Genomic DNA, 24,016 nt, shown 5'->3' with positions numbered 1-24,016 from the left:
GGTCAGGCTCCTTCGGCAGTACGGGAAGTGGTCACCGAGACCGTGAACGGCAGGTGCGCGGGGCGGGCCGCGCCCACGACCGCGCGAAGTCGGTGCGGGTCCACGGCGGCCGGGTCGGCGACCCGGAGGACGACGTGCAGCCCCGCCTCGGGCGCCCCGGGGAACGGGCCGAGCGGGCGGGCCGACCAGCTCGCGCCGCCGCTCTCGGTGATCTCCGGCGGGACGCCGAAGGCGAGCCGGACGGCCGCCGCGAGACCCTGCCGGGTGCCCCGGACCCGGTGCAGCGCCACGGCCGAGGCGACCGCGTGACGCCGCAGTGGAAGCGGCTCCGTGCCGTCCAGCTCCGCGCCCACCCAGGTCGCGAGGTAGTCCACGAAGTCGGCCGGCGCGAGGGCGGGCGAGAAGTACGCCTCCAGCGAGTCCAGGACGTTGAAGAGCGGCGCGAGGACCACGTCCAGGCCCGCCACGAACCGCTGCCCGAAGTCGTCCTCGGCGTACACGGCGGGCAGCGCCGCCCCCAGCGGGTACGGGGTCGCGAGCCCCGGCACCGTACCCCGCGCGGACCCGCTCACCGCGCCTCGATGACACGCACGCGGTGGTCGAACGGGAACAGCAGCGCGGACGGCGCCAGCTCGATCCGGTCCGTCGTCTCGCCCCGCCGGCCCGTCAGCGGATCGGCCGGATGCAGCAGGACCTCGTCCACCAGCTCCACCCCCGGCACCCGCTGGAGCGCCGCGAAGACCTCACCGGCCCGCAGCGGGCGCCCGAACGGCCAGCCCTCGCCGTGCGCCCCGCCCGTCAGCGGGTCCAGGTACGCGTACAGCACGTCCAGCGCCTCGGCCCGTACGCGCTCCGCCTCGGCCGCCCGGAAGGAGTGCAGCGTCGCCACCACCGTCACCCCCTGGTAGAACGGCGGCCCCACGGCGAGCCGGGTGCCCAGCGGGCGCCGCTCGTCGAGGAAGCCGGTGACCCGCGACAGGAGCTCGTCGCCCGGCACGAGCTGCTCGAACCGCAGCCGCCCGCCCCGGTCCGGCACCGCCTGCGGGACCACCAGGACCCGGACCGCGTTCTCCCCGGACTCGGCTGCGTCCGCCGCCAGACAGGCGATCCGCGCCGCCTCGGGCGCGGCCCGCCGCGCCAGCTCCTCGTAGTCGCGGGCGGTGACGGCCCGCTCCTGCGCGCGCAGCGTGATCGGCGCCCGGGCCTTGGCCTCCTCGACGGTCTCCCCGTCGACCCCGCCACGCGCCGCCTCGCGGTTCTCGACCCGTGCGATGTACGGGATGGAGCTGCGCAGCACGGTGATCGTGGAGCGGGCCACATTGCCGGCCCGGCCGCCCCCGGTGCCGTACCGGGCCGCGCGGATCGCCGCGCCCTTCGGCGGCACCGCGCCGAACTGCCGCAAGGTGCCGTCCGGTTGCCGCACGCACGGCCCGAAGGCGATCTCGCCGGTCGTCGCGTCCAGCGTGTAGTGCCGGTCACCGGCGCGCGAGGCAGCGAAGTCGCGGACGGCCGTCCACTCCTCCCAGCCGCCCTCGGGGTCCTCGTCGTCCACGCCGCCGCCCGCCGCCCGCTCCGCGACCTGCAGGAGCAGCGGCGGCCGGTCCACGACCGGCGCGTGCGCCAGCCGCACCCGCTGCCCGGGAACGCCCTCGGAGTCGCCGAGACCCTCGCTCCGTACGGTCTCGGAATGCGCGGCGAGGACCGTGCCGCCGATGGTGAAGGCGGCCGCCGCCCGTACGGTCGGCGACTCGCTGTAGGACGGCAGCCCCTCGGCAGCGTCCACGACCCGGCAGCGCACCCAGCCCGCCGTGTGCCCGCCGAGCCGGGACACCGCGTGCCCCGACGGCATGTGCAGCACCACCTCGCCCGGCCGGTTGAGCCCGCCCGTGGAGTCCTCGTCGACCTCGCACACCGTCCAGCCCTCGGCCGCCGACCACGCCTCCCACACCAGCGGAGGCCGACGCGGATCCACCCCGACGCCGTCGACCCGGCTGTCCAGGTCCAGGACGAGGACGCAGTCCGGCACGGCCGCCGACAGCCCCAGGAGCAGCAGATCGCCGACCCGCGGCAGCGGGGAGAACGCGGGGACGTCCGCACCGCCCCGGAGGTCCTGCGAGCGGTCCTCCGGCGTCCCCCCGGCCTCCTGCCGCAGCAGTCGGATCAACTCGCAGGGCACGACGGTCAGATCGGCGCCGGTCGCGAAGACGACGGCCTCCTCCGTCTCCGTACGCCCTGTGGAGACCTCCGTGCCCGCGGGCAGCAGCACCGGCTCGGGCTGCGGAGCCGACAGTCGGAACGTGATCTCGGCACGGGCGGCGGCGGGCGGGAACAGCGTCACCCCCAGCAGGTCCAGGAAGGCCAGGTGGTTCTTCTCCGGGACCCGGTTGAGCCGGTAGACGAGCTGGTCCGCCATGTGCGCGACGGCCTCCACCAGGGTCACCCCGGGGTCCGAGACGTTGTGGTCGGTCCACTCGGGGCACGCCTGCTGGATGTAGCGCTTGGCGTCGTCGACGAACTGCTGGAAGCGGCGGTCGTCGAGATGGGGTGCGGGCAGGGCCATGGGTGGCTCTTTCAGTCCTCGGAGGGGATGACGTAGAAGGGGAAGACGAGATTGCGCGGGTTGTTGGCACCGCGCACCCGGTATCGGACGTCGATGTACAGCGTGGTCGAATCCGTGGGCGCCGGAGCGACCGTGACGTCCTCCACCTCGATGCGCGGCTCCCACCGGTCGAGCGAGGACATCACCTCGTACCGGACCCGCCCCATCGTCGCGTCGTTCACCGGGGAGAACACCAACTCGTGCACCGCGCAGCCGAATTCGGGCCGCATCGGCCGCTCGCCCGGCGCCGTGGCCAGCACCAGCCGCATCGACTCCTCGATCTCGCGGTCACGCCGCACGAGCGCGATGGAACCGCTCGGACCGGTGCGCAGCGGGAAGGCCCAGCCCGCACCGACGAAGTGCTCACTCAAGGGACGGTCCTCCTCAGAACAGCGGCAGGGCCGCGGCGACGGGGTTGAGCAGCGGCGGCGTCGAGGTGTTGAAGACCGGTGTGCTGACGGCGGCCTGGAGCGTCGCCGCGACCTTGAACTTCAATCCTGCCTTGATGTCCACGCCGCGCCCCGCGTCGAGGGTGATGATCCCCTTCGCGGAGAGCGTCAGATCGGTCCCCGACTCGACCGTCACGCCCCGGGCCCCGGAGACGGTGACCCCCTTGGCCCCGGAGATCGTCACCGTGCCGTCGCTCGCGATGGTCAGCTTGGTCCGCGCCTCGTCCAGCTCGACGCTCAGTCCCCCCTTGGCCGTGCGCAGCCGGATGCCGTGCGAGGCGCGCGTCCGGCCGACCTCCTCGCGCAGCTCCACCGTGTGACCCGTACGCGACGTCATGGCCCGCCACTGCGCCCGCCCGCTCGTCGGGTCGACCGGCGGCACCCGGTCGGTCGCCGGGGTGTGCCGGTCGACGCCGTTGTACAGCCCCGCCAGAACGTACGGATGCTCCAACGAGCCCCGGTCGAAGGCGCACAGCACCTCGTCGTCCACCTCGGGCAGGACGAGACCGCCGCCCCCGCGCCCGCCGAGCTGCGCCACCCGGCACCAGCCGCTCTCGTACGTCGCCGAAAGCCACGGGAACCGCAGTCTCACCCGGCCCAGCGACAGCGGGTCCTTGGTGTTCGTGACCAGGGCCACCGCCACACCCGGCATCGGCGGCGCCGGCTCGCCACCGCCGGATGCCGTCCCGTACAGCGACCGGAACTGCCGCCCGGACACGGTCAGCCAGGTGGTGAACTGCCGCCCCGAGGCGAAGACATGACGCACACCCGTCGCCGTGTACCGCCCCTCGAAGGGGAAGCCCGCGCCCTTCACGGCCACCGGCTGCCCCGGCTTCAGCGCCGGGTTGCCGGTGACGGCCACCTCGACCTCCGCGAACGAACCGGTGACGTCGTCCGCCAGCGCCGCGGCGGCCTGCGCCACCTCCGACTGCGTCGTGAACGGCGTTCCCGTCGCGGCCAGTTCGGCCGGACCGAAGGGCCTGACGAGCTCCGCCGGTGTGATGTCGGAGACGATCTCCTTGCTCGCCACGGCGGGGGTCGGCGCGGTCAGCGCCTGCTTCGTACGCGGGTCCCAGCCGCGCACGTCGACCTTCCCGACCTGCCCGGCGGCCGTGACCGACACCCGGCTGTGCAGCGTGTTGGAGCCGAAGTCCAGGACGTACGGGCTCTGCGCCGCCGGAGTCGTGTCCGCCGGCGCGGCGGAGGCCGGGGGCAGCGCGGCGAAGACCAGCCGGCCCGCCGGGTCCAGCGAGAGCCGGACGTCGTTCTCCCGCGCGAGCCGGGACAGGAAGTCCCAGTCCGTGATGTTGGGCTGCGTCGCCAGCTCGTACACCGTCGGCGTGGCGTCGACCTTGCCGAGCGGGATCCGGTTGAGCGCGGCCAGCTTCCGCACGATGTCGGAGGCCGTCATGTTCGGATACCCCTCGACACGCCGGCTGCGCAGGAGCCGGTGCCCGGGGTCGTACCCCCGCACGATCAGGTACCGGCCGTGACCGGGCGCCGCGTCCACCTCGACGGCCGTGACCTCGCCGGTGAGCATGGGCTCGCCCAGCCGGCCGTCGGTGAACGGCGACAGCACCGCCATGGCCCCGATCTTCAGATACGGGAACTTCGCGGTGAGCGTGCCGTCCTTGTCGCTGAAGGTCAGCTGGAACGCGGACGGGACGTTGACACTGGCGTCCACCCAGCCCTCGGTGAGACGGACCGCGAGCGGGTCCGGCAGCGGCGTGCCGTCGAGCTGCACGTGCAGGACGGTCGTGAAGGTCTTCTCGCTCATGAGGTGCCCTCGGTCTCCGGCGTTTCGGTGGTGGACGGGAGCAGCAGTTCCGTGCCGGGGCGCAGCCGCATCGGGTCGTCGATGCCGTTCGCGTCGGCGATGACCCGCCAGAGGGTCGCGTCGCCGTACTCCCGCCAGGCCAGCGAGGCCAGGGAGTCCCCGGCGACCGTGCGGTGCACCCGACGGGCCGAGAGCGCGCCCGAGGTCGGGTTCTGCCCCTTGGTGGCCGTCGAGACCTCGGTGAGGGAGAGCGAACAGGTGGCGCGGATCGGAATGCCGCTCGGGCTGAAGAGGGTGTACGTCGCCGAGACGGAGGTCACGTACGCGACGAACCGCACCGTCGAGAACGACCCCCAGGAGAACTTCACCCACGGCGGCGACGGGGCCTTCGCACTGATGCTCTGCTGTGTCACCTCGCAGCAGGAAAGCAGCAGTTCGACCTGCTGCTGCACGTCGTTGGAGGTGGGGTCGTCGGAGCGGTCGAGGAAGACCTCCACCTCCAGCTGGGCCGGCTGGCTGCCGGTGAACTTCGGCGGCGCGCCCCGCGTGTAGGCCACGGCCGGCTCGGTGTGCCAGTTCGCCGACCGGCTCAACTGCAGCTGATCCGGGTTGAACTGGAACTTCACCTCACCCAGCCTGCCGCCGATGGAGCCGCCGAGATCGGTGGGCGGCTGATGGATGGCGAGCGAGGCGCGCGAGAGGCCGCGCGCGGCCAGGGCGCCCAGGATCCCCGCCATCTCAGGCGCCCCCCGCGTCGGTGAACCCGTGGTGCGCGATCTCCAGGGTCTCGGTGGCGACGGCCGGGCTCGCCGGGTCGAGCGTCGGACCGGTCCAGCGGACCGGCAGCACCTCGACCAGCCCCCACTGGGCGACGATCGACCCGTCGGCACGCAGGGCCGCGATCTGCGCCGTCGGGCGCGTGATGCCGGTGGCCAGGGACGAGATCCAGGCGGCCACCTTCGCGGTGTCGGGCGTCAGTGGGCGGGTGAGACGGATGGTGGAGAAGGTGACCCGCGTGGGGAGCTGCCAGACGAATCCGTTGACGCCGCCCTCCTGGCGCTGCTCAACCTCCACCTCGGAGGAGAGGCCGTCGCAGCCGTTGAACAGGCCGAGGTCCTGGCCGTCGATGGTGAGCTTGAAGAAGACGGTGGAAGCGGGGTCCGGCTGCGTGGGCATGGTGGCGGGTCTCTCGGGTAGTCGGTCGTGGTCGGGCGGCGGAGGAGGAGGCGGAGGCGGCGGGCGTGGTCCGGGAGGGCCGACCGTCAGCGCCCGTGGTCCCGGAGCCGGCCCACCCGCTCGCGGTCGGCGCGGAGCTCGGCGCGCAGGAGCCGGGAGAGCGGGGTGACGAGCCTGCGGGCCAACTCGTCGAGCTGCGTGGGCGATTCGGCGTCGGTGGCCGAGGCGTGCGCGGAGCCCGGGGCGGTGGCCGGTGGGGTGCCGGTGCGCTGCACGGAGGGTGGCGCGGAGGGACCGGTACGGCTGACGGTGGTGGCGCGGGGTGCCGGTGCCGGTGCCGGTGACGTGCGGGCGGGCCTCGGCGGGGCCTGCGGAACCGGTACGGCGGTGGCGGCGGGCGCGGGACCGGCCGTCGGACCGGCCGGCGGGACGCTCTGGCGCTGGACGGAGACCGGCTGGGCCACGGACCGTGCCACGGGGGGCGAGGTGATCGGGACCACGGGCCGGGGCCGGGCGGCGGCGGGCGCGGGGACGCTGGGCCGCGCGGGGGCCGGTGGCGGAGTGGGAGCGGGCTTGAGGAGGGGGACGACGGGGGTGACGGGCGCTTTCGCGGGGGTGTTTCCGTGGGTGTTCGCGGGGGCGCCGACAGGACCGCCGGGGCGGTGACCGGCGGGACCGCTCGCAGGGCCGCTCGTGGGAGCGTTCGCGGGGGCGCCAAGGCTCGGGGCGAGTGGCCGGGTGGAGGCGAGAGGCCGCACGGACCGACGCTGCACGGTGGCGGGCGCGGTGGCCCGGGGGACGCCGGTGACGGTGACCCGGGGGACGTCGGTGACGGTGGCCTGGGGGACGGACGTGGCCGGTGCCGGAGCGGAGGGCTCGGCGGGGGACGGCGTGGGGGTGGCCGGGGAGTGGCGCACGACGGGAGGGACCGGTGCGGTGGGCGTGGGCGTGGGCGGGTGGAGACTGGTGGAGGGAGCCAGAGCGGCGGGGCGCGGCGTTGTGCCTGTCGTGCCCTTTGAGTTGGGCGTGTTCTGCGTTCCCGGTGTGTTCGGCGATCCCGGCGTGGGAGATGAAGGCGCGGCCATGCGCTGGACCGGCGGGGGCGTGAGCGCGGGCTCTCCCTTGGTGCGCAGCGGCGATTCAGGGCTCGTGGACGCAGGCGTGATCGGCGCACCGATCGGGGACCGTCGCGCAGCCGGATTCGCCCGAGGCGCGGGCGCGGGCGCGTCCGGCGCGGAACGCTGGGACGGGGTCCCGAGTCCGGGCCGGACAGGGGGCGTCGGGCGCGTGGGCGGTACTTCGGCAGCCGGACGCGCCGGCGCGTCGGCGGCGGCGCGCTGCACGGCGGGAGGTGCCGGGGTGACCGGTGCCGGGGTGACAGCGGTCGGCGGCGTCACCGGGCTCTGGCGGGTCGGCTCGGCCGAGGGGCGTGCGGGCGTCGCCGGGCGTGCCTGTGCGGCGGTCGACGTGGTGGTGGTCGGGGTCTGAGGTGCTGCCGGGACCGGGCGCGTCGGCTCGTTCGACGGACGTGCGGGTGCCGGCGGTGGCGCCTGTGCGGCGGTCGGCGTGGTGGTGGCAGGCGTCGGTGCGGATGCCGGGCTCGGGCGCGTCGGCTCCGCCTCGGTGCGCGAGGGTGCTGCCGGAGGTACGTGCGCCTCGGTGGCGGTGCGCTGCACGACGGCGGCGCGTCCGGGTGGGGTGGGAGTCGTCGCCCGGGCCGGAGTGACCACCGTGCTCGTGTGCGGTACTTCGGTCGCAGGGCGCGTGGGCGTATCGGCGGCGGCGCGCTGGACGACGGGAGGCGCGGCGGCGGGGGTCCGCGGGGCCGCCGGGGTGGCGCGGGGCGCCTCGGCCGACGGGCGTGCCGGTGCGGCCGGGGTCGTACGGGCCGGCGGGTTCGTGCGGGAGGCCTCGGCGGCCGGGGGCGCGGGGGCCACGGGCACGACCGGCGCGGCGCTCGGCGCGGGCGCCGGGGGCGGCGCCGTCGTGCTCCAGTCGGCGCCCGGGGCGCGGCGGGAGCGTCGTACGGGAGGACGGCGCTGCACCGGAGCGGAGGGCGGGCCGTCCGGCGTGGAGGGTGTCCCGGGCCCCGCGGGGGGAGCGGAGCCCGGGACGTTCTGGGGCCGCACGGGAGCCGAAGCCCCGGGTGCGGCGGTCGGCGGCGCCCCTGCCGGCGCGGTGGATCCGCCCTCGGGCGTACGCGAAGGGGCTGCCGCACGCTGGACGGGCGCCGTGCCCGGCGTCGCCGTGCCGCCGTGCCGGACCGCGGCGGCCGGGGCCAGCTGCCGGGGCGGCTGCACGGGCCGCGCGGAGACGAGCGGCGAGCGCCGGACGGGCGCGGGCCGGACGGCTCCTGGGTGCGTGGCACCGGCTGCCGGCGTCGCCGGAGCCGGGACCGCGGCGACCGTCGGCACGACGGTCCCGGCCTGGGGCACGGACTGCCCGGTCGTCGCCGGTACGGGAGCGCCGACGGGTCCTGCGGCCCGCTGAACCGCGCGGGGACCCGACGGGGCCGACGAGGCCGAGGCGGCACCGGAAGGCGAAGGCACGGACGGCACGGCCGACGCGCCGGACGCGGTCGCCGGTCGGGGGGCGGACCCGCGCCCGGTCGTGCGCGGCGCGCTGTCCTCGCGTACCGGAGAGGAGGCCTCGACACCCCGTACCCGAGGCCGGTTCGCCGTCCCCGCGGAGGCCGTCGCGCGCTGCACCGCCGCCTGGGGGGCCCGGACACCGTCCGGCCCCGGGACGGCGGCCGTGCCCGCGACCGGCAGCCGCAGCCCCGGCAGTTCGGGCGGCTCCGTGCCCTCCGGGCGGGGCGCCTCCTGCCGTACGGGTCGCACCGCGTCCAGGAGCAGGCCCCCGGGCGCGTCGGGCACCGCGCCGTGGCCGAGGTCGCTGTGGAAGGAGGGGTTCCAGTGGGTCGCGAGCGACGCGGAGAAGCCGTGCTCCGCGATCGTGCGAGGAGAGTCGACGACCCGCTGCACGGGAGGCAGTGCCCGCCACGCGTCCCCGGGCGCCGCGGCAGGGCCGACCGCCGCCGCGCTCTCCGCGGCGGCACCGGCCCCCGCCTCGGACGACCTCCGCGCCCGCCACTTCCCGAACATGCCCATCCTCTCCGACCTCCCTTCCCCGTCCCGCGCTGACGCCTGTGATTCAGGCCTGTGACTCACGCCTGTGACCCACGCCTGCGACTTACGCCTGTGACCGCTCCACCAGCGAGGCCACCTGTGCCACGTACCTCCGCCGGTCCGCGTGCTCCAGGTCGAGGATGTCGTCCATGCCCCAGTGGAAGTGGAAGGCGAGGTACGCGGTCTCCTCCTCGATCCGGTCGACCGCGTACGTCACGATTCCCCCAGGCGGCTCCCGGCCAGTTCGACCTCGAAGGACTCCTCGCAGTGCGGGCAGGCGACGGCGGCCCTGGTGTGGCCCTCCGCGTTGATCTGCCGGTAGAAGTCCTGGAGGAACGCCAGGTCGGAGGCGAACATGTTCTCCACCGTCCCGTCGTGGACCGACGGGAGCGTGCCCAGCCGGGTGATCACCCGGCCGAGCAGCACCACGGACAGGTAGGCCGGGTTCTCGCGGACCCGGATGTCACGCAGCGGGAGCAGTTCGTCCCGCGCCGTGGCCAGCCGCATCGCCCCGTTGCGGTGCACCGTGCCCGCCTCGTCGACGAACCCGCGCGGCAGCTCGAACTCGAACTCCGTGCGGAGGGGCTCCTGTTGGCGGTGCTGCTGGGTTCCCGCCGGTCCTTCGCGTCGCATCAGCCGAGGGTCAGCTCTTCGAAGGTGATGGTGACCTGCTCGGTGAGGGCCGCCGCGTCGCCGGCCTTGGTCGCGCCCAACTCCACCTTCGTGCACCAGGCGTTGCGGAGGTTGTAGCGCTTCACCTCGCTGAGCTGGTAGTCGAGGAAGATGATGGACGCGTCCTTGCGGGCCGCCCCCATGTCGCCGGCGATGGAGGACGCGATCCACTCGGTGAAGGCGGCGGACTGCGTCGCCCCGCGGGTCACCGTGCACTCGCCGGCCTTCTTCACGCCGGGAAGCTTCTTGATCATCGGCTTGCCGTCCGCCGAGACCTGCTGGAACTCGATGACGTCCTGCTCCATCGAGAGGCCGCTGATCTCCTGGAGGGTCTCGACCATGACGCCGTCGATCTGCAGGCCGAAATTATGGGTGGTGAGGGCGTCGCCGGTGTCGAGGGACATGCGGGATCACTCCTGTTCGTGTGGCGTGTCGGTATGAGGGGGAGCAGAGAGTGGTGCGGTGGCGGGGAAGGAGAGCAGGCCGGGGCCTACTCCTCCAGGTCGCCGCCCCCGCCCTGGAACTGCGCGAGACGGAAGACGACGAACTCGGCCGGCTTCACGGGCGCGATGCCGATCTCGCAGACCACCCGGCCGAGGTCGACCGACTCCGGGGGGTTGGTCTCGGCGTCGCACTTCACGTAGAAGGCGTCCTCGGCCCGCTGGCCGAACAGGGCTCCCTGGCGCCATTCGTTGACGAGGAACGCCGAGATGTTGCGGCGGATCCGCGCCCACAGCGACTGGTCGTTGGGCTCGAAGACGACCCACTGCGTGCCGACGAGGATGGACTCCTCCAGGTAGTTGAAGTAGCGGCGCACGTTCAGGTAGCGCCAGGCCGGGTCGGACGCCAGCGTCCGCGCGCCCCACACCCGGATCCCACGGCCGGGGAACGCGCGGATGCAGTTCACGCCGATCGGGTTGAGCAGATCCTGCTCACCGCGAGTGATCTGGAGCTCCAGGTCGACCGCGCCGCGCACGATCTCGTTGGCGGGGGCCTTGTGGACACCGCGCTCGGCGTCGTTGCGGGCCCAGACGCCGGCCATGTGGCCGGACGGCGGAACCGTACGGGTCTGGCCGGTCGCCGGGTCGAACGACTTGATCCACGGGTAGTAGAGCGCCGCGTACCGCGAGTCGTAACCGGCCGTCTCCTGGCGCCAGGTACGGATGTCACGGGCGTTGAGGCCGGGCGGCGGGTCCAGGATCGCCATCCGGTCGCCCATCAGCTCGCAGTGCGCGATGAGACCGAGCTGGACGGCCTTGACCTGCTCCAGGTCGATGAGCCCCTGCTGGTAGGCGGCCATCAGGTCGGGCACGGCGACCATGTTGATCTCGTCGTACGCCTCAAGCCCGCCGAAGCCGGTACGGTCCGCGGAGTCGCCGATGAACCGGCCCGACTCCAGCGCGGCGGGCCCGCCGGCGCGCGCGGCGACCGGGGCGGGAAGCTGCGCGGGCGGGGCGAGGGTCACGGCCTGCGCCTCGGGCCGTACGAGCTGCGCGCCGGCCGCTGCCTCCTCCAGGACGATCGTCTTGGAACGCTGCTTGACCTGCGCCACCACGTAGTTGCGGGCGCTCTTCTTCGCGGAGGCGTCGAAGGACTCGACGACCTTCTCGCCGTCCTTGACGACGAGCTTGAAGCGCTCGGCGTCGCCCTCGACGTCCTGCACCTCGACGGTGAGCGCCCCGCCCGCCTCCGAACCGGCGGTGATCGCCGCGACCCGGAAGGCGCCGAGGCCGACGGCCTCACCGGCGACGAGCTGCGGCTCGGCGGGCGCGGCGGAGGCGATGGCCTGCGTGGCGCCCGGCGTGTCCCCGCCGCCGACGCGCACGACGTAGGCCGCCGTGCCGCCGTTGTTGAAGAACCCGTAGACGGAGTGGGCGAGGTAGTACCCGTCCGTGAAGTCGCCGAAGGCGGCCACGTACTGCGACCAGTTGGTGACGAGCACCGGTTCGTCGAGCGGTCCGACGGGCGCCAGGCCGACGAACGCGGCGACGGAGGTCCCGACGCCCTCGATGGGACGGGAGCCGCTGGCGACTTCCTCGACGTAGACGCCGGGGGACAGGTACGTGGGCACGGTCGGTTGCTCCTCGCTGGTGGGGTCGCCACCGACTCTCCTCCGCGACGGGTTCGCGCGGGAGGAGTGAACGGGCGGGCACGGGGGCAGGAGAACGTGCCCGAAAGTCCCGCTCCCGGAGGGTCGGACGGAGGGGCGGAGCGGGCACGCGAACGTGCCCGCGAACAGGGACTTTCGGGCAGGCGCGCACCCCGTCCGCGCCCCTAGCCTTCGCCCATGACCATGTGGACCTCTCTGGACCCGGCCGATGTGACCGTCGAGCCAGGGGCCCGGACCTCCGCCCGCCTGCGGGTACGCAACACCGGGGACACCGTCGAGGAGTACCGGCTTTCGATCGTCGGCAAACCCTCGGGCTGGTCCCGGGTGGAGCCGGACGTCCTCCGCCTCTACCCGGGCAGCGAGGGGACCGCCGAGATCTCGTTCGCCCCGCCCCGCTCCTCGGACGTCGAGGCCGGACCCGTCGCGTACGGCATCCGCGTCGATCCCCGGGAGAACAGCGGCGCCCGCGACGTGCTGGAGGGCCGGCTGACCCTCACCCCCTTCACCGAGACGCGCGCCGAGCTGCTGCCGCCCGCGCTCCTGGGCCGCTTCCGCGGCCGGGCCCGGATCGCCGTGGACAACCTCGGCAACACTCCGCTGACCGCGTCCCTCGTGGCGCGCGACGACGCGAACCGCCTCACCTTCGACGTACGGCCCAACGCCGTGCAGATCGCCCCGGGCCGTGCCGCGTTCGGCGAGCTCGTGGTGCGGCCGCAGGCCGTGCGCTGGACCGGCGCCGAGGAGTCGCACCGCTTCACCGTGTCGGTGCGACGGGCCGGCGACGACACCGCGCTCGACCTCGACGCCACCTTCGACCAGCGCCCCGTCCTCGGGAACTGGCTGGTCATCGTGGGCGGGCTCCTGCTGACCGCCGTGATCGCCTTCGTCGTGCTCTGGTTCAACTTCTCCCCGAAGATCGTCAGCGCGGCGAAGGAGATCCGGTCGAGCGACGCGCCCAGACCCGCTCCGCAGGGCAGTGGGGACACGCTCCCCGAGGCACCCCCGCCGCCCAGCGACAACGGAGGACCGCCGCCCGGTGGTGACAACCCGCCCGACGGCCCCCCGCCCTTCACTGACGGAGCGGCACCGCCGCCTCCCGGCGATGACGCCGGCGGGAACGGCGGTGGCGGAGGCGTCGGCGGCGGAGGCGGTGGCGGAGGTGGCGACGAACGAGAGGGCGGCGCCCCGACCGAACCAGCGCCGCGCGAGGGCGACCCGACCCAACCCCCGCAGGACGGCGTCGCTCCGACCGCGCCCCCTCCGGGTGGCGGCGACGGCGGGAACGAGCAGCCTCCGGCACCGCCGGCCCCGGTGCGGAACGAACCCCCGTGGCGGAGCGGCGACGCGCCGGAGATCGTCGTCGAGTTCGCCCAGGAGCGGCTGGCCGCCCTCGGCAACGCCTGCAAGCTCGCCTCGGGTTGGACCCGGGGAGTGATCGACGGGAAGACCCGCGCCTCCCTCGCCTGCTACCAGGACCTCGTCGTGTCGGACAGCGTGAACAAGGGGAAGAACTCCGGGGAGATCCTCGACCACGACACGAGGGGCGAGCTCGGCCGGTCCACCCTGACCTCGCTGTGGGCCCAGGGCATCACACCCGACTCGGTGAAGGCGGGCTCCACCACCTGGGAGACCACCCAGCTCATGGCGGCCTTCTGGTGGGCGATCAACCGCGGCTTCGACTCCGGCGACATGACCGTGGCACGCACCAACGCCCAGTACGGCATCGACCACTTCCGGCACGACCGGGACAGGACCAGCACGTACAGCACCCAGGTCGCCGCGCACATCAAGCAGTACCAGTCGGCCGTCGGCCTGCAGGCGACCGGGACCGTCAACTGGGACACGCTCAGAAAGATGGTCGGCGGCAGCGTGTACTGACGAGTGGCACGCTGGAAGCGAGAAGTAGGAGCGCGTAGTACGTAGCAACTGGCAACGAGGAACGCTCTGAGGGAGCCATCCCCCCGGATGGCTCCCTCAGAGCGTGCAGGCGTTACGGCGCCCAGGGCGCGCCCGCGTCCGGCACCAGCCGGCCCGCCTTCTCGTACTCGCGCCGCGCCCCGGCCCGTACGTCCGCGCCGGTCACCGCCGTGCCGCGGGCCGCCGCCAGGTACCCGGCCGTCACCGCCGCCGAGCGGATCGCCCCGCCCGCGAGCTCGAACTCCGCCGCGCAGCGCGCGATCTCCTCGCCGAGGTCGTCGGCCTTCGGCGTGCCCGCCAGGCAGGAGTGCCAGAGCGCGACCCGCTGCGCGGCGTCCGGGAAGGGGAAGTCCACGACCAGGTCGAGCCGGCGGGTGAACGCCTCGTCGATGTTGGCCCGGAGGTTGGTGGTGAGCACCGCGATCCCCGCGAACGACTCCAGCCGCTGGAGCAGATAGGCGCTCTCCAGGTTGGCGTACCGGTCGTGCGAGCTCTTCACCTCCGAGCGCTTGCCGAACACCGCGTCCGCCTCGTCGAAGAGGAGCACGCAGTCGGTGCGGTCGACCTCGACGAAGATCCGCTCCAGGTTCTTCTCCGTCTCGCCGATGTACTTGTCGACGACCGACGAGAGGTCCACCACGTAGAGGTCCAGGCCAAGTTCGCCCGCGACGACCTCGGCGCCCAACGTCTTTCCGGTGCCCGACTCGCCGGCGAACAGCGCGACGACACCCCGTCCGCGCCCGCCGCCGGTGCGCAGTCGCCACTCGCCGAGCACGCGATCGCGGTCGCGGGCCCGCCCGGTGAGCTCGTGGAGCATGCCCAACGGCCCCTCGGGGAGCACGAGATCGGCGAATCCGACCGCGGGCCGGACGCGCCGGGCGTGGCTGTCCAGGAGAGGCGCGGAGACCAGTCGGGCGCTGCGCTGCACCTGGGCGAGCGTCGGTCCGGTGCCCTCGAAGGCCGCGAGCGTCCGCGCCGAGCGAGCCGCCCGGCGGACCTGGTCGCCGCTGAGGCGGTACGGGGCCGTTGCGGAGTCCAGGTCGAAGTCGACGTCCGCCACGCCCAGTTCACGCTGCCACAGGTCGGAGGGGACCGTCGCGCCGTCCGGGGCGTCGAGCGCGAGCAGCTCCGCGTCCGGTGCCCACCTCGGGTCGGGCGCCTCGGTCCCCGCGAGCACCACGGTCGCACCGGACGAGGCCAACACCCTGATCAGCGGCCCGGGTTGCGTCGGCAGCGGCTCCACGACCACGGCCGCCCCGCGCAGCCGGGCCTCTCGCAGCAGGGCCCGCGCCGCCGTGACGTCGACGCGCTCCGGCCGGTAGCGGAGTACGGGCCGCCCGGCGTCCCGCAGCGCGGTCACGACGGAATCGGTGGCGGCACCGGGGACGCGCTCCCGCAGGTGTACGGTGACGGGCCCGGCGGCGGCGACGCGCGCGCCGAGCGTCACCGCATCGGCAGCGGCTCCGGGCGCCTTCGGCCGGTAGGCCTTTGCCCCCGTCGGTTGCAGCAACTCCACCCCAGCTCCGAGAAGTTCGGCGTCCAACCGGCTGTCGTCGCCCAGCAGGTGCGCCACCACGCGCTCGGGTACGCGAAGCGCCCGTCCGGGGAGCGGCCGGTCCTCGTCCTCGACGACCAGCAGCCCTCCGGCGAGCAGCGGCGCCGCCGGGTGGAACCGGCCGCGGGCGGCCGGGTCGAGGGGGCCGGTGCCGGCGAGGTCGAGGGCGAGCGCCACGGTCGCGCGGCGTCGGCCCACGTCGTCGTTGAGGTACCCGTACAGCGCCTCGAAGCCGCGGTCCACATCGGGCGCGAGCGCCGCGAGGAGCACGTGCGCGTCGAGCGCGGACAGGCCGAAGGTCCGGGCCAGCGCCGCCAGACGGTCCGTCCCGCCGGGGTCCGGCAGCGTGGCGGCGGTGTCGTCCTCCGCCACGCCCACGGGCTCCGTCGCGATCCGGCGTGCCGTTTCCTCCGTGATGTACAGGCCGCGCAGCGGGTCCTCCGCCGTGGGGTCTCCGGCGGCGCGGGAGTCCACGAGTGCCGCGACCCGCGCGCGCAGCGCGGTGATCAGCTCCAGCACGCCGTCACCGTCCGCCCTCGGCACCCGCGCCGCTCGGGCCGGCCGCGGCCTTCGACGTGCTCGTGGTGGTGACCGAGCGCCGCATCATCCGGGGCCCGGAATCGCCCCGCGTACCGTCGGTCCCGCGGACGACGATCTGTCCCTCGGTGACCGGCGGTGCGACCTCGTACGCGGGGGTGACCGGGAACGGGGTGCTGACCACGACGTCCAGCGAGGGCTTGAGTTCGCCCCCGAGCGCCGACCAGATGTCCGCGAGCGAGCGCGACTCGGTGGGCGGCACCGCGACGGAGAGCGGAAGGGATGTCGTGATCGGTCGCACCGACTCGGGCACGGCGTCGCCGGTCAGCGCCTCGTGGGGAAGCAGCAGCGCCAACGCGCCGGACAGTAGCCGGTGTTCGTCCTCCGGCCGGGCCGTCCAGGCCGTCACCAGGTACGAGAGCCGGAACCACCGGGGCGGCTGACGTCTGCGCGTCACGATCCCCTGGGCGTCCCGCTCGGGGTAGGCGCCGCGCTCCCGCCGCGCCACGTCCTCCCGGATGTCGTACAGATAGGCGTTCAGGGTGGGGGAGTTGCGGCGCGCCGCCCACTCGCGGGTCGGCGCGTCGAAGGCGATGTCGCCCGTGACGGCCGGCGCGAGCAGACGGCGTAGCGCCCCGTCGATCTCGTGGATCATCAGATGTAGCCTTCGCGGAGCGCGTACGCGACGGCATGCGCCCGGTTGGTGAGCTGCAGACGCGTCATCAGCGCGTGCAGGATGTTCTTGACGGTGCGCTCGGAGTACGCGAGCTTCTCGCTGATCTGCCGGGTGTCCAGGCCCTCGGCGAGCAGCCGAAGGACGTCCACCTCGCGCGGCGCCATCCCGAAGAGCGGCACCGCCCCGCCGGTGGCCGCCCCTGTCGTGGTCGCGCGTTGGAGCCGCCCCACCTGGTTGAGGAGCCGGCTGACGAGGTCCGGCGGCAGCTCCCCCTCCCCACGGGCCGCGCTGTGCACGGCGCTCAGCAGCCGCTGCTCGGTGGCCTGGTGCCGCCAGATGATGGCGCGCACCCCGTACTCGACCACCGCGAGCAGGTCGGGCTCGCGCAGCTCCCGGGCGACGAGGACCACGCGCTGGTCCCTTCCGCGCAGCAGGCGCCGCAGTTCGGCCGTGGTGGGTTCGTCGATCCGGTCGGCGAGCATCACGGCCACCGCCGGGCAGGCGCGGTCCCCGCCGTCGTCCGGTTCGGGGACGAAGTCGACGGTCGGCTGATGCCGCAGGTGGCTGATGAGCCCGGCCCTGCTGAGCGGATCGGATGCGTGGACGGTCACCGTCACCCGCGTGTTGAGCACTCCGGCTACCTGCCCTTTCCCGCTCGCCGTGACGGTCCGGGTGGGGTCGGGCACCCGGGGACGGCGTTTGAAAAGGGCAGGCGGGTGTCTCGCGGCCGCTGGTCGGCGCGCATGGTGGGGCCCCCTGTGTCGAGCTGGAGCGTGGCCGGATCACCGGCCAGCGTGGTCCCTCACAGTCTCTTCGGCACTGCTCACGTCGCACTAACGTTCCGCTGCCGCCGATCGGACCCCGCGTCCGGGGGCCTGCCATCCCTTCTGGCGTGTGGCTCGCGTCACGTGGGACGGTCACCGCTCAACGGGCGGCCGCGCCGAACCACTTCGGCAGGAGGCCGGCCAGGTCCCGCTGCTCCGCGCCCACCCAGGCGACATGCCCGTCCGGCCTCAGCAGCACGGCGGGCGCGTCGAGTTCCGCGGTGGCGTCGACGACGTGGTCGACCCGGTCCGCCCACCCCTCCACCGACAGCCCGCCGGTCCGGTCCAGGAGCAGCCCGCGACCGGTGCGCATCAGCTCGTACAGGCGGCCCTGCTTCAGCCGCAGGTCCCGCAGTCGCCGACCGATCAGTTCGTGGCCCTGGCCGAGGTCGTAGCGGACGCCGACCGCGGTGATCGACTCGGTGACGTACCGGTTGACCTCCTCGAAGTCCAGGAGCTTCGAGAACAGTTCGCGCAGCGCCTTCGCGCCCGGCCCGTCCTCCAGGAGCACGCCCTGCGCGAGGGTGCTGGTCAGCACGCGCTCGCCTTCCGGGTGCCGCTCGGCGTGGTAGCTGTCGAGGAGGCCCTCGGGCGCCCAGCCGTTCACCTCGGCGGCCAGCTTCCAGCCGAGGTTGAACGCGTCCTGCACGCCGAGGTTGAGGCCCTGCCCGCCGGTCGGCGGGTGGATGTGGGCGGCGTCGCCGGCCAGGAGCACCCGGCCGACCCGGTACCGCTCCGCGAGGCGGCTCGCGTCGCCGAACCGGGAGAGCCAGTGCGGCGCGTGTGCGCCGAAGTCGGTTCCGGCGACCTCCCGGAGACGCTCGGTGAACTCCTCCATGGTCGGCGTGGCCGGCCGGTCCTCGCTCACGTCCGCGGCGGGCACGATCACCCGGTAGGTGCCGTCCGCGTTCGGGATCGTGCCGAACCGGACGTTGGTCGTGCGGATCCGTGCCGTGACCTCGGCGACGGTCGCCGGGTCCTCGGCGAGCCGCATCTCGCCGAGCAGCGTCTCGTTCCTGGCGGGCTCGCCGGGGAAACCGACGCCGAGGAGCTTGCGGACCGTGCTGCGGCCGCCGTCGCAGCCCACGAGGTAGCGGGCCCGCAGCCGGGACCCGTCGGAGAGTTCGGCGGTCACCCCGTCCTCGTCCTGGCCGAGCCCGACCAGCTCGCAGCCGCGCCGTATCTCGGCGCCGAGTTCCACGGCGTGCTCGGTCAGCAGCCGCTCGGTCTCCGTCTGCGGGAGCAGCAGCCCGTACGGGTGGGCCGTGTCGGCTGTCTCCGGCCATGGCTTGGTGAGGGCGGAGAACAGGGCGCCGACCGAGAACGGTTCGCCGACAGCGCGGAACCGGTCGAGCAGGCCGCGCTGGTCCATCACCTCGACGGTGCGCGCGTGGATGCCGCGCGCACGCTGCTGGAGCGTCGGCTCGGTCAGCCGTTCCAGGACGACCGTCCGCACACCGTGCAGCCGGAGTTCGGCGGCCAGCATCAGTCCGGTCGGTCCGCCGCCGGCGATGATCACGTCGGGCACCATCAGGATTCTTCCCCGTTTCCGCAGGTCGTGGCTGAGATCGCTGATTCTGCGTCATCCCCGGGGCCTTGCCGCAAGTCCCCCTGTGGGCTATACCTTGACGAAGGCGAGGAGAGCGTGCACTCCTCGCCTTCGTCGTTTCCGCCGCCGCGTCCCGGGCCGGGTCGCGCTCGCGCTCCTCGCGCACCGGGCGTTGTCAGTGGTGTGCGCAAGGATGATCCTCATGACGATCCCTTCCGCCGATGAGGCGTTCCTCAGCATGTCCGGCACCGCCGACCGAGCCGCGTACGAGGCCGCCGTCGAGCGCCTGCGCGAGGCGTCCCGCACGTACTACGGCGCGGGCTACAGCCTCATGGACGACGTCACCTACGACCGGCTGCGGCTGGCGGTGACCGCCTGGGAGGCGGACCATCCCGAGGCGGTCGCGGCGGACACGCCGACCGGTCAGGTCGCCGACGGAGCCGCCCCCGACGGCGACGTCGCGCACACCACCCGCCTGCTCAGCCTGGACAACGTCTTCACGCCCGAGGAGCTGGCGGCCTGGGGAGCGTCGCTCGGCCGCCGCCTGGGCCACGAGCCGGCGGGGGGCTTCACCGTCGAGCCGAAGATGGACGGCGCGGCCGTCGCCGCCCGCTACCGCGACGGACGGCTCGTCCAGATCATCACCCGTGGCGACGGCGCCCGGGGCGAGGACGTCAGCCACGTCATCGGCACCATCGAGGGCCTGCCCGAGCAGCTGCCGGTCCCCGCGACCTTCGAGGCCCGGGGCGAAGTCCTCTTCACCCAGCAGCAGTTCGAGCACGCCAACGAGGTGCGGACCGCGCACGGCGGCGCCGTCTTCGCGAACCCGCGCAACGGGGCCGCGGGCACCCTGCGCGCCAAGGACCGCCCGTACCGCCTGCCCATGACGTTCTGGGCGTACGGCGCGGTCGACCTGGACGGCGAGACGTTCCTCCCCGCCGGGGCCACCCACGCCGAGACGCTCGCCGCCGTGGCGCGCGCAGGTGTGCGGACGACGGCGGACAGCCCGGCCGGACTGCACGTGGTCGCCACGCTCGACGAGGCCCGCGAGAAGGTCGACGCCATCGCGGCACTCCGCGCCGGCCTGCCCTTCGGCATCGACGGCGTCGTCATCAAGGCCGACAGCGCCGCCGAACAGGCGGCGGTCGGCTTCGGCAGCCGCTTCCCGTACTGGGCCATCGCCTACAAGCTCCCGGCGGTCGAGCGGCAGACCGTGCTGCTGGACGTCGTCTGGGACGTCGGCCGTACGGGCGTGCTCGCGCCCACCGCGATCCTCGCCCCGGTGGAGCTCGACGGCTCCACGGTCACCCGCGCGACCCTGCACAACCCCGCCGACATCCTCCGCCGCGACCTCCACATCGGCGACACCGTCACGGTCCACAAGGCCGGCGACATCATCCCGCGCGTCGAGGCCGCCGTCGTCGAGCTCCGCCCGGAGGACGCCACCCCGGTCCCCCTGCCGGAGCGGTGCCCGCACTGCGCGGGGGACGTCGACAGGAGCCAGGAGCGGTGGCGCTGCGCGAAGGGCACCGCCTGCGCGCTGGCCCCGCTCGTCGAGTACGTCGCCGGGCGCGACGTCCTCGACATCGACGGCCTCGGCAAGAAGTACGTCGACGCGCTGATCGCCTCCGGCGACGTGCGTGATGTCGCCGACCTGTTCACCCTCACCGAGGAGCAGCTCACCGCCGCCTCCGGCAGCGCCAAGCGCGGGGCGAAGCTCGCCGAGCAGATCGAGCTCGCCAGGTCCCGCCCCCTCAGCCGGGTCTTCTGCGCGCTCGGCATACCGGGCACCGGGCGCCGCATGTCCCGCCGGATCGCCGCGCACTTCGGCACGATGGAGGCCATTCGCACGGCCGACGCGGCGGTCCTGCAGGACGTCGAGGGCATCGGCCCGGAGAAGGCCCCGATCATCGTCGAGCAGGTCGCCGCGCTCGCCCCGGTGATCGACAAGCTCATCGCGGCCGGCGTCACCATGACCGAGCCCCAGGAGCAGACGTCCGAGGAGGCCGAGGAAGGGCCGCTCACCGGGAAGACCGTGGTCGTCACGGGCAGGATGAGCGGACCGCTCGACGGCTGGGGACGCTCCGAGATGGGCGCGCTGATCGAGAAGGCGGGCGGGCGCGTGGGCAGCGGCGTCAACTCCCGGACCACCTACCTGGTCGCCGCTCCCTCCGCCAACGGCAAGCCGAGCTCGAAGGCCGTCAAGGCCCAGGAGCTCGGCGTGGAGGTCCTCACGCCGGAGGAGTTCGCCGCGCTCACGGCCGCTTATCTGGACTGATCCGCGCCACCGGACGGTCCGGGCGCACATGCCAGAATGAGACGCTTCCCTGCGCCCGCGCGACCCGCTCGTGGTCGTACTCCGCACCGACCCGCCGAGGTTCACGTGACCAAGCCCGCCGCCCGCCAGCCGCTGCGCCGCAACGCGCGGTCCAACCGGGCGCGCATCCTGGCCACGGCGCGGCGGGAGCTGGGGCGGAACCCGGACATCACGCTGGAGGAGCTGGCCCGTGCCTCGGGAGTCGTACGGCGCACGCTCTTCGGGCACTTCCCCGGGCGCGAGGCCCTGCTGGAGGCGCTCGCCGAGGAGGCCTCGGAGGCGCTGCGCGGGGCGCTGACCGCGGGGGCGAGGCCGGACGAACCAGCCGAGCGGTCGCTCGCGCACTTCGTGCTCTCGATGTGGCCCGTGGGGGACCGGTACCGGATGCTCCTTGCGCTGGCCCGCCGCGACCTGGGCGTCGAGCGCGTCGCAGAGATCCTGGCCCCCGCCCGCGCGGAGGTCACCACCATCCTGGAGCGGGGCCAGCGGGACGGGGTCTTCCCCGGGCACCTCCCGCCCGCCGTCCTGAGCGCCGGGCTGGAGGCCATGACGGTCGCGCTCCTGGAGGCGGTCAACACGGGGGACCTGGGGGACGAGGGGACGCCGGTCGCCGTCGCCGTACTCGTCGCCGCGGGCGTACGCGAGGACACGGCGCGCCGCGTGGTAGGCGAGGTCGCCCCGGAGGTGACTCCCCCGGAGACGGCCCTCCCGGAGACGGCCCTTCCGAAGACGTCCGTTCCGGAGGGGGACGGCCCGGAGGCGTTCCCCGCCGATTGACCCCTCTCCGATCAGCTCCTTCCCGACCCTGCCCCGGCGCACACCGCCGGGGCAGAGTCGTCTCCGGACCGCTCCCGCTATTTGCACACCCATGGGCAATAACCTAGCCTGCACATCAATGGGCAATTAACTCGTGCCGCTAGGAGCCCCCCTCATGCCCCCCTTCATCAACACGCCCGTCGAGAAGATGGACGGGCCGTACGCGCGACGCTGGTGGGCCCTGCTCGTCCTGTGCCTGAGCCTGCTGATCGTCGTCATGGCGAACACCTCGCTGATCGTGGCGGCGCCGGACATGACCCGCGACCTCGGCCTGAGCAGCAGCGATCTGCAGTGGGTCATCGACGGCTACACCGTCCCCTACGCGGCGCTGATGCTGGTGCTCGGCGCGATCGGCGACAAGTACAGCCGCCGGGGCGCGCTCGTCACGGGCCTGGTCGTCTTCGCGGCCGGCTCCGTGCTGGGCAGCCTCGCCGACGGGACCTCCTCCGTCATTCTGGCCCGCGCGATCATGGGCGTCGGCGCCGCCGTCGTCATGCCGGCGACGCTCTCCCTGCTGGTCGCGATCTTCCCCCGCGGCGAGCGCACCCGGGCCATCACGGCCTGGACCGCCACCTCGGGACTGGCCATCGCCGTCGGCCCGCTGGTCGCGGGCCGGCTCCTGGAGGACCACGCCTGGGGCTCGACCTTCCTGATCAACGTCCCCGTCGCCGTCCTCGCCGTCGCCGGCGCCCTCTTCCTGGTCCCGCCGTCGAAGGCCCGGGGCATGGGGCGGATCGACTACGTGGGCGGGCTGCTGTCCATCGTCTCCGTCGGCGCCCTGGTGTACGCGACCATCGAGGGCCCGCACTTCGGCTGGGGCGCGGGCCCGGTCACCGCCGCCGTGGTGGCGGCCGTGGCCCTGCCGGCCTTCGTGTGGTGGGAGCTGCGGCACCCGCACCCGATGCTCGACGTCCGCAAGTTCCGGATGCGCCCCTTCAGCGGCTCGATGCTGGCCGTGCTGTTCTTCTTCTTCGGGACCTTCGGCGCGATCTACTACGCGACGCAGTTCCTGCAGTTCGTCCTCGGCCACGGAGCTCTGGAGACCGGTGTCCGGCTCCTGCCGCTGGCCGGAGCCGTCTTCGTCGGCGCCGCGGCTACCGGGCGGCTGACCGCGAAGCTGGGCATGAAGGTCACGGTCGTGGCCGGGATGGTGATCGGCACGGCCGGTGTCCTGCTCCTCACCCGGATCGACACGGGCTCCACGTACACCGACTTCCTCGCACCGATGGCGATGCTGGGCCTGGCGATCGGCCTCAGCGTCTCGCCCGCCACGGACACCATCATGAGCTCCTTCCCCGAATCGGAGCTCGGCGTCGGCGGCGGGGCGAACGACACCGCGCTGGAGCTCGGCGGGTCCCTCGGCATCGCGGTCCTCGGCTCCCTGCTCGGTACGGCCTACCGGGACGAACTCGCCGACCTGGTCGGCAACCGCCTTCCCGCCGCCGCGCTCCACACGGCGCAGGACTCGGTGGGCGCCGGTCTCGCCGTCGCCGAACGGGTCGCCCAGGACCCGGCCGCCGGACCCCAGCAGGCCCAGGCCCTCGTCGGAGCGGTGCACGAGTCGTTCGCCCACGGCGTCTCCGCCACGAGCCTCGTCGGCGGGATCATCATGGCCGTCGGCACGGCGATCGTCCTCGTCGTCCTGCCCGGCCGCCGCCGCGCCGAGCGCGACCGGCCCTCGGCCGAGGCGGCGGCCCGGGCCACGGCGGGAACCGCCGAGCGCGTCGACGTCGCCTAGGGCGTGTTGCGAAAGTCCCGCCTGCCCGACGGCGCCTGGCACGCACGCTCGCCGCGTTGTCGGGATCGCCCCGATACATCGAGTATCGGGGTGACCCTCCGCCTTGCGATCGCACGCACCAGACGCCGTCGGGCCCGCCCTTCGGGCGGCCGGCGCTACTTTCGCAACACGCCCTA

21 protein-coding genes are annotated in these 24,016 nt (G+C 74.0%); 6 read left to right on the top strand and 15 right to left on the bottom strand.

Annotated features, from left to right (window positions below):
* Positions 1 to 2: 2 nt before the first annotated feature.
* From ACF08F_RS36190 to ACF08F_RS36160, 7 genes are all read right to left on the bottom strand, one after another.
* Entirely contained in the window at positions 3 to 572 is a 570-nt protein-coding gene (locus ACF08F_RS36190; protein WP_392302794.1) for a phage tail protein, read from the bottom strand.
* Positions 569 to 2,560 (bottom strand): putative baseplate assembly protein, encoded by a 1,992-nt coding sequence (locus ACF08F_RS36185; protein ID WP_392302793.1) that lies wholly within the window; start codon positions 2,558 to 2,560, stop codon positions 569 to 571. Before ACF08F_RS36185 ends, ACF08F_RS36190 begins: the two co-directional genes overlap by 4 nt.
* 11 nt (positions 2,561 to 2,571) lie before the next feature.
* Positions 2,572 to 2,970, bottom strand: a complete 399-nt coding sequence (locus ACF08F_RS36180; protein ID WP_392302792.1) for a GPW/gp25 family protein — start codon at positions 2,968 to 2,970, stop codon at positions 2,572 to 2,574.
* Between the two features lie 13 nt (positions 2,971 to 2,983).
* Positions 2,984 to 4,825 carry a VgrG-related protein gene (locus ACF08F_RS36175; protein ID WP_392302791.1) on the bottom strand — a complete coding sequence of 614 codons (1,842 nt, stop codon included), beginning with the start codon at positions 4,823 to 4,825 and terminating at the stop codon, positions 2,984 to 2,986.
* Positions 4,822 to 5,562 (bottom strand): LysM peptidoglycan-binding domain-containing protein, encoded by a 741-nt coding sequence (locus ACF08F_RS36170; protein ID WP_392302790.1) that lies wholly within the window; start codon positions 5,560 to 5,562, stop codon positions 4,822 to 4,824. The genes ACF08F_RS36175 and ACF08F_RS36170 overlap by 4 nt, the downstream gene beginning before the upstream one ends.
* A 1-nt stretch (position 5,563) precedes the next feature.
* The gene (locus ACF08F_RS36165) at positions 5,564 to 6,001 is read right to left on the bottom strand and encodes a phage tail protein (RefSeq protein WP_150263851.1); all 438 of its coding nucleotides are present in this window, start codon (positions 5,999 to 6,001) and stop codon (positions 5,564 to 5,566) included.
* 86 nt (positions 6,002 to 6,087) lie between these two features.
* Positions 6,088 to 6,918 (bottom strand): hypothetical protein, encoded by an 831-nt coding sequence (locus ACF08F_RS36160; protein WP_392302789.1) that lies wholly within the window; start codon positions 6,916 to 6,918, stop codon positions 6,088 to 6,090.
* Between the two features lie 442 nt (positions 6,919 to 7,360).
* Between ACF08F_RS36160 and ACF08F_RS36155 the strand changes: the two genes are divergently transcribed.
* Together ACF08F_RS36155 and ACF08F_RS36150 are read left to right on the top strand one after the other, a co-directional pair.
* Entirely contained in the window at positions 7,361 to 7,489 is a 129-nt protein-coding gene (locus tag ACF08F_RS36155; protein ID WP_392302788.1) for a hypothetical protein, read from the top strand.
* A 276-nt stretch (positions 7,490 to 7,765) separates the two neighbouring features.
* Positions 7,766 to 8,491, top strand: coding sequence for a hypothetical protein (locus tag ACF08F_RS36150; protein WP_392302787.1), 726 nt, complete (start codon positions 7,766 to 7,768; stop codon positions 8,489 to 8,491).
* Between the two features lie 702 nt (positions 8,492 to 9,193).
* Here the strand turns inward: ACF08F_RS36150 and ACF08F_RS36145 are convergent.
* From ACF08F_RS36145 to ACF08F_RS36130, 4 genes are all read right to left on the bottom strand, one after another.
* Entirely contained in the window at positions 9,194 to 9,346 is a 153-nt protein-coding gene (locus tag ACF08F_RS36145) for a DUF6760 family protein (RefSeq protein WP_017242135.1), read from the bottom strand.
* Positions 9,343 to 9,762 (bottom strand): hypothetical protein, encoded by a 420-nt coding sequence (locus ACF08F_RS36140; protein ID WP_392302786.1) that lies wholly within the window; start codon positions 9,760 to 9,762, stop codon positions 9,343 to 9,345. Before ACF08F_RS36140 ends, ACF08F_RS36145 begins: the two co-directional genes overlap by 4 nt.
* On the bottom strand, positions 9,762 to 10,205 hold the full coding sequence (locus ACF08F_RS36135; protein ID WP_392302785.1) for a phage tail protein: 444 nt from the start codon (positions 10,203 to 10,205) through the stop codon (positions 9,762 to 9,764). Before ACF08F_RS36135 ends, ACF08F_RS36140 begins: the two co-directional genes overlap by 1 nt.
* Before the next feature lie 86 nt (positions 10,206 to 10,291).
* Positions 10,292 to 11,872, bottom strand: a complete 1,581-nt coding sequence (locus ACF08F_RS36130) for a phage tail sheath subtilisin-like domain-containing protein (protein ID WP_392302784.1) — start codon at positions 11,870 to 11,872, stop codon at positions 10,292 to 10,294.
* A 216-nt stretch (positions 11,873 to 12,088) separates the two neighbouring features.
* On the opposite strand from ACF08F_RS36130, the gene ACF08F_RS36125 reads away from it, so the two are divergent.
* Positions 12,089 to 13,789, top strand: coding sequence for a hydrolase (locus tag ACF08F_RS36125; RefSeq protein ID WP_392302783.1), 1,701 nt, complete (start codon positions 12,089 to 12,091; stop codon positions 13,787 to 13,789).
* Positions 13,790 to 13,901: 112 nt separating this feature from the next.
* Here ACF08F_RS36125 and ACF08F_RS36120 read toward each other — a convergent pair whose 3' ends face one another.
* The 4 genes from ACF08F_RS36120 to rox all read right to left on the bottom strand — a co-directional run bounded on the left by ACF08F_RS36120 (position 13,902) and on the right by rox (position 18,951).
* A complete protein-coding gene (locus ACF08F_RS36120) occupies positions 13,902 to 15,902 on the bottom strand; it encodes an AAA family ATPase (protein WP_392302782.1) in 2,001 nt (666 codons plus the stop codon).
* 4 nt (positions 15,903 to 15,906) lie between these two features.
* On the bottom strand, positions 15,907 to 16,575 hold the full coding sequence (locus tag ACF08F_RS36115; protein ID WP_392302781.1) for a DUF4255 domain-containing protein: 669 nt from the start codon (positions 16,573 to 16,575) through the stop codon (positions 15,907 to 15,909).
* Positions 16,575 to 17,228 carry a LuxR C-terminal-related transcriptional regulator gene (locus ACF08F_RS36110; protein ID WP_392302780.1) on the bottom strand — a complete coding sequence of 218 codons (654 nt, stop codon included), beginning with the start codon at positions 17,226 to 17,228 and terminating at the stop codon, positions 16,575 to 16,577. The genes ACF08F_RS36115 and ACF08F_RS36110 overlap by 1 nt, the downstream gene beginning before the upstream one ends.
* A 292-nt stretch (positions 17,229 to 17,520) precedes the next feature.
* Positions 17,521 to 18,951: a rifampin monooxygenase gene (rox, locus tag ACF08F_RS36105; RefSeq protein ID WP_392302779.1), complete on the bottom strand. Its 1,431-nt coding sequence runs from the start codon at positions 18,949 to 18,951 to the stop codon at positions 17,521 to 17,523.
* 220 nt (positions 18,952 to 19,171) lie between these two features.
* Here rox and ligA point away from each other — a divergent pair, with 220 nt between their 5' ends.
* From ligA to ACF08F_RS36090, 3 genes are all read left to right on the top strand, one after another.
* Positions 19,172 to 21,247, top strand: a complete 2,076-nt coding sequence (gene ligA / locus ACF08F_RS36100) for an NAD-dependent DNA ligase LigA (protein ID WP_392302778.1) — start codon at positions 19,172 to 19,174, stop codon at positions 21,245 to 21,247.
* A gap of 105 nt (positions 21,248 to 21,352) precedes the next feature.
* The gene (locus ACF08F_RS36095; protein WP_392302777.1) at positions 21,353 to 22,063 is read left to right on the top strand and encodes a TetR/AcrR family transcriptional regulator; all 711 of its coding nucleotides are present in this window, start codon (positions 21,353 to 21,355) and stop codon (positions 22,061 to 22,063) included.
* 154 nt (positions 22,064 to 22,217) lie between these two features.
* Positions 22,218 to 23,840 carry an MFS transporter gene (locus ACF08F_RS36090; RefSeq protein WP_392302776.1) on the top strand — a complete coding sequence of 541 codons (1,623 nt, stop codon included), beginning with the start codon at positions 22,218 to 22,220 and terminating at the stop codon, positions 23,838 to 23,840.
* Positions 23,841 to 24,016: the final 176 nt, after the last annotated feature.

The sequence above is a fragment of the Streptomyces sp. NPDC015130 genome (genome assembly GCF_043080005.1).
GTDB lineage: Bacteria > Actinomycetota > Actinomycetes > Streptomycetales > Streptomycetaceae > Streptomyces.
Note: the sequence above shows the minus strand (reverse complement) of the source record. Positions and strands in the feature narration are given on the sequence as shown.

Bases quoted from the DNA above. Each gene is read 5' to 3' on its own strand.
- ACF08F_RS36185 (WP_392302793.1), bottom strand. From the start codon at position 2,560: ATGGCCCTGCCCGCACCCCATCTCGACGACCGCCGCTTCCAGCAGTTC.
- ACF08F_RS36175 (WP_392302791.1), bottom strand. From the start codon at position 4,825: ATGAGCGAGAAGACCTTCACGACCGTCCTGCACGTGCAGCTCGACGGC.
- ACF08F_RS36170 (WP_392302790.1), bottom strand. From the start codon at position 5,562: ATGGCGGGGATCCTGGGCGCCCTGGCCGCGCGCGGCCTCTCGCGCGCC.
- ACF08F_RS36165 (WP_150263851.1), bottom strand. From the start codon at position 6,001: ATGCCCACGCAGCCGGACCCCGCTTCCACCGTCTTCTTCAAGCTCACC.
- ACF08F_RS36140 (WP_392302786.1), bottom strand. From the start codon at position 9,762: ATGCGACGCGAAGGACCGGCGGGAACCCAGCAGCACCGCCAACAGGAG.
- ACF08F_RS36135 (WP_392302785.1), bottom strand. From the start codon at position 10,205: ATGTCCCTCGACACCGGCGACGCCCTCACCACCCATAATTTCGGCCTG.
- ACF08F_RS36125 (WP_392302783.1), top strand. From the start codon at position 12,089: ATGACCATGTGGACCTCTCTGGACCCGGCCGATGTGACCGTCGAGCCA.
- ACF08F_RS36115 (WP_392302781.1), bottom strand. From the start codon at position 16,575: ATGATCCACGAGATCGACGGGGCGCTACGCCGTCTGCTCGCGCCGGCC.
- rox (WP_392302779.1), bottom strand. From the start codon at position 18,951: ATGGTGCCCGACGTGATCATCGCCGGCGGCGGACCGACCGGACTGATG.
- ligA (WP_392302778.1), top strand. From the start codon at position 19,172: ATGACGATCCCTTCCGCCGATGAGGCGTTCCTCAGCATGTCCGGCACC.
- ACF08F_RS36090 (WP_392302776.1), top strand. From the start codon at position 22,218: ATGCCCCCCTTCATCAACACGCCCGTCGAGAAGATGGACGGGCCGTAC.